This is a genomic window from Xanthomonas sp. NCPPB 3959, from assembly GCF_056675575.1.
Genome location: NZ_JBWWVR010000039.1, coordinates 1 through 4,166 on the forward strand (window position 1 = coordinate 1; position 4,166 = coordinate 4,166).

Below are 4,166 nucleotides of genomic sequence, written 5' to 3' on the forward strand. Positions count from 1 at the left end.
GGGTTGAAGGGTACTGCGTTGTTGGCTTGTTGTGTACGGTAGTTGGCGGCGAACTGTGCCGGCGGGATGCGACCACAACTGCTGTGCGGCCTGATCTGGTTGTAGTGGCGTCGCCAGTCTGCGATCACGTCCCGGGCTTGTGCCAACGAGGTGAACCAGTGCTCGTTGAGGCACTCGTCGCGGAACTTGCCGTTGAAGCTTTCGATGTAGGCGTTCTGCGTGGGGGCACCCGGCTCGATCAGGATGTGCTCGATGCCATGTTGCTGCGTCCAGGCAATGAAGGCGCGACTGGTGAACTCGGGGCCATTGTCGGTGCGGACCGCGCGTGGATAGCCACGGAAACACGCCGCCTGATCGAGCAGGCGCACTACGTAAGCCCCGCTGATGCCGTGATCCACGGCAATGTCCACGCTCTCGCGAGTGAAGTCGTCGACCACGGTCAGGCACTTGATGCGGCGTGCGTTGGCCAGCGCATCGAACACGAAGTCCATGCTCCAGGTGTCGTTCGGCATGGAGGACGCCAGCAGTTTCTGCCGCTCACCCACCGGACGCTTGGCCTTGCGCCGTTTGCGCACCTTCAGCTCGGCTTCCTCGTACAGGCGATAAATCTTTTTGTGATTCACGGATGGAAACTCCGGGCGCAACAAATCATGCAGTCGGCGATAGCCGAAGCGGCGGTGGGTCTGGGCCAGCTCGACCAGCCGCGCCGACAGCGCCTGCGTGGCTGGCGTCGGCACGGGTGCGTGGCGGAAAGCATCGCGGGACAGCCCCGCAAGGCGGCAAGCCCGGCGCTCGCTCAACGGGGTGTGTTCGAGCATTCGTCGGATTGCCTCGCGCTTGCGTTGCGGCGCTAGCGTTTTACCCCGAAGCCAACCTTCAGCGCTTCGATGTCCAGGTGCGCCTCGGCCAGCAACTTCTTCAATCGAGTGTTCTGGACCTCCAGTTCTTTCAGCCGCTTGGCCTCGTCGGCCTCCATCCCCCCGTACTTGGCCCGCCACTGATAAAAGCTGGCCGGGCTGAAACCATGCCGACGGCACAACTCTGCCACGGCCATGCCCGCGTCGGCCTGTTTGATAAACCCGATGATCTGCTCGGTGCTGAATCTGCTCTTCTTCATGTCCGTCCTCTTGCGTTCACGGACTTTATAGCTTCAGCTGGTACGGCTCAGTGGGGGCAGGTCAGAGAAGGCTGGTCCCGAGGTTGCCTACCAGCACCTCATCAATACTCGCTTTAACCCTGCAATGACAGGCGTTGCAAATAGAGAGAGTCGGCGGGGAGAATCGTATCCTCCGTAGTTACCCATCCGTCCATCCTGGCGGATAGCACCCGTTGGACGGCGACGCAGTGCAGCGGACTATACTGCCCACCCTCTCTCGGAAGAACAATGGGGAGAGTAAACATTGCGTGTTCGATTCGGCCGCCCCACCTGGATGCACACAACGTGAGCAAAATGCCCCCGTGACGAGAGGTAGATGCGCGCAAAGGCTTGCAATGCAACCCAAGGTAGTCATGCTTCGAAGGACCTATGCCAGCCATGCCTCCCAGGCTCTGAAAGTGATCTAATTCGAATGCCTCCATGGCGGACTGAAAGGGAATCATTGGGCGCACCATCGCCTCGCACCGCCCAACCACTTTAGAGTGGCGAGAGACTTCCTTCTTGCGCAATTCCAGGTCAGCTGACCCGGTCGGCTCTTCAGCAAGTCTCTTCAGCGCAAGCATGCTTCGCTCTATCTCAACGCATTCTTCGAGGCTGGGAGCGAGCCAAGGCGCAAAAGAGTCCACAACATCGCGCATCGATGGCCCCCAAATCTGTTCAGCCAGCGCTTCCGCAGTGGGTTGGCTACGGGTGCTGACACGGCCATTGTTCTTTAAAAATTCATATGAAAATGATGTGTCTCTATGAGATTCCATCCGCCGAGCCCTAAAGTGAGCACGCAGATTAGGACGGATTTGGGGGCCGTCAAGTTACCCCTAAGCCCCTTGCTCATTAAGCCTAACGGCAGGTATCGAGATACCAGTGCGGGCCACTGGTGTCCGGGTTGGCGCCCTCGTTGAGCTGGATGCAGCACTGGCTGTTGACGAACAGCGCGCGGTCCGCTCGGAGGTAATCGAGCACCACGCCCTCGAAGTGGTCCATGTTAGTTAACTCCCGTTTTCAGCTGCATTATATTCCGAGATAATACTAACATCTCAGCACCTCATTTAGGAACGGTACACCTTAAAAACTAACATAAGGGCTCTTTTAGTTAGTCTATTTGCATTAAACAGTACAGTAATGACAGGGCAAACCACTCCAAATTATTCCCCGACGCGCCGCTAAACCATTGAATTATATAGGACCACCGCACTTAAACCAGACATAATAATTTTGGCAGAAATTCAGGCTGGGCCTTTACGGTAGAGTTTGCTTCAGGAAAAGTAAAAAATTGCCCGTTTTGATTGACGAATTCCCGGGCTGTTCTATCACTACTTCCATTGAAAAAATGGAAGCAAGCAATGTCCTCTATCGTCCAGCAACAGCTCCGCGATTACATCACCTCCCCGTTTGGGCTCCTACAAATCAAGGATGTCCATGTTGGCAACATCCGAGCGACCGAAATCAACATCACGGGTCGCGAAGCCGCGATCCACGCACTAGAACTCTTTGACCGCGCGGATGAGCGCTCCCGTAGAGTGCGCCTCAGTAAGAATCGGACGCTCTACCCAGAGCCACTGCCACTCGGATCGCCGGCGCGCTTGCTCTCGGTCGAGATCTCGGACTACCTCGGGCACCGCGAGCGGTGCGGCCTGGCCAAAGAGACCGTCGAAGACACGGCTCGGTCGCTGAAGCTCTTGCGGATTGCCTGCGGTGACGTTCCTGTGTCGCGCATCGACCATGCTCACATCTACAGGCTGTGGGACCTGATGCGTTGGGCACCCCCACTTCTGCTGTCCGATCCCAAGTATCGGGATTACACGGTCGAACAGGCGGTTGCCCTTGGCAAAGAGCTGGGCGTGTCGCCGCCCGCTCCCGCCACGCTGGAGAAGCACCGGCGGTTCCTGGTGACCTTCTTCAGCAAGCTGGTAAAAGCCAAGGCGATTCCCATGTCGCCGATGGACGCGTTCCCGGAAATCAAGAAAGACCTAGTCGTGGACCCGAACAAACCCGAGCGCTTGTTCGACGAGGAAGAGCTTCAGCGCATCTTTTCACCCAAGACGTTCCCGGCCTGGGCCAAGAAGTATCCGCATCGGTGGTGGCTGCCCATGATCTCGCTCTATACAGGCGCGCGCATCAACGAGCTCGCCCAGTTGAAGGTCACCGACATCGTCGAAGAAGCCAAGGTCTGGTGTATCCGCATCCAAAAAACGGTCGACGCCGATCTCAGGCATAAGGACCGAGACAGGAGCCGTCAAAGCCTAAAAGGCAAAGCGGCAGTTCGCACCCTGCCCATCCCCAAACCATTGCTGGATGCTGGTTTCCTGGATTTCATTGAGGACATCAAGGCTACTGGCCATCCCAGACTCTTTCCGCATTTGTCTGCGGGCGTGAACCGGGAAACGGGTGAGACCAATGCGCGCTACAGCCAAGGCGCGGTGAACCAGTTCAGCAGCTACATGAAGACCTTGGGCTTCGGAAAGGGGATCGGCGCTCACGCCTTCCGCCACACGCTTGCCACCGAGCTTCACCACAAGAACGTGTCCGACCAGGACATCGCCCTCATCACCGGCCACTCGCTGCGGAAGAACGTGCCCGTCTTGCACGACGCGTATTTCCACAAGAAGCCAAAGCTTGCCCGGGCCACGCAGATCAGAATTCTGGCGAAATACAAGCCGCCGGTCGAGTTGCCCAAGTATGAGCGTGGCCAGTTTTCGGAGTGTTTGGCGGACCCGAGCAAGTTTTACCCCTGACCGTGCCCTGCCCTTATGTCCGGTTTTGCAACCTTGTTGCGGTGCTGTCGCCACCGCCGCCGCTATGTCGCCTGCTTCGACCCCCGTTGTTGGGCAACTGAAGACGTAGGCCAAACGACTGACGCAGCCGGCTCAAACCTCAACGCCCTTCTCCACCCTTTCGGAATTCAATCATGAGCATCACCAGCACGCCTAATGCCGAACATCTGCCATCTCTCCTCAATCAACGCCTACCTGGCAAAGTAACCTTTCGAACACCTCGCAGCACCGCAAGCACA

The 4,166-nt window shown here is 57.6% G+C and carries 3 protein-coding genes; 1 reads left to right on the forward strand and 2 read right to left on the reverse strand.

What is annotated here, in order from left to right; translation table 11 throughout:
- Together AC1KVG_RS21665 and AC1KVG_RS21670 are read right to left on the reverse strand one after the other, a co-directional pair.
- Positions 1-1,117, reverse strand: a protein-coding gene (locus AC1KVG_RS21665; RefSeq protein ID WP_414397364.1) for an IS3-like element IS476 family transposase whose coding sequence is annotated in 2 segments (ribosomal slippage) — positions 1-862 and positions 862-1,117 — 1,118 coding nt annotated over the 2 segments. Because the reading frame shifts where the segments join, the coding sequence is not laid out codon by codon here. This gene is flagged as partial in the annotation.
- A gap of 876 nt (positions 1,118-1,993) precedes the next feature.
- The gene (locus AC1KVG_RS21670; protein WP_481095788.1) at positions 1,994-2,137 is read right to left on the reverse strand and encodes a hypothetical protein; all 144 of its coding nucleotides are present in this window, start codon (positions 2,135-2,137) and stop codon (positions 1,994-1,996) included.
- Between the two features lie 359 nt (positions 2,138-2,496).
- On the opposite strand from AC1KVG_RS21670, the gene AC1KVG_RS21675 reads away from it, so the two are divergent.
- The gene (locus AC1KVG_RS21675) at positions 2,497-3,888 is read left to right on the forward strand and encodes a site-specific integrase (protein WP_481095789.1); all 1,392 of its coding nucleotides are present in this window, start codon (positions 2,497-2,499) and stop codon (positions 3,886-3,888) included.
- Positions 3,889-4,166: the final 278 nt, after the last annotated feature.

Excerpts from the sequence above, each read along its gene's own strand:
- AC1KVG_RS21670 (WP_481095788.1), bottom strand. The coding sequence starts at position 2,137 with ATGGACCACTTCGAGGGCGTGGTGCTCGATTACCTCCGAGCGGACCGC.
- AC1KVG_RS21675 (WP_481095789.1), top strand. The coding sequence starts at position 2,497 with ATGTCCTCTATCGTCCAGCAACAGCTCCGCGATTACATCACCTCCCCG.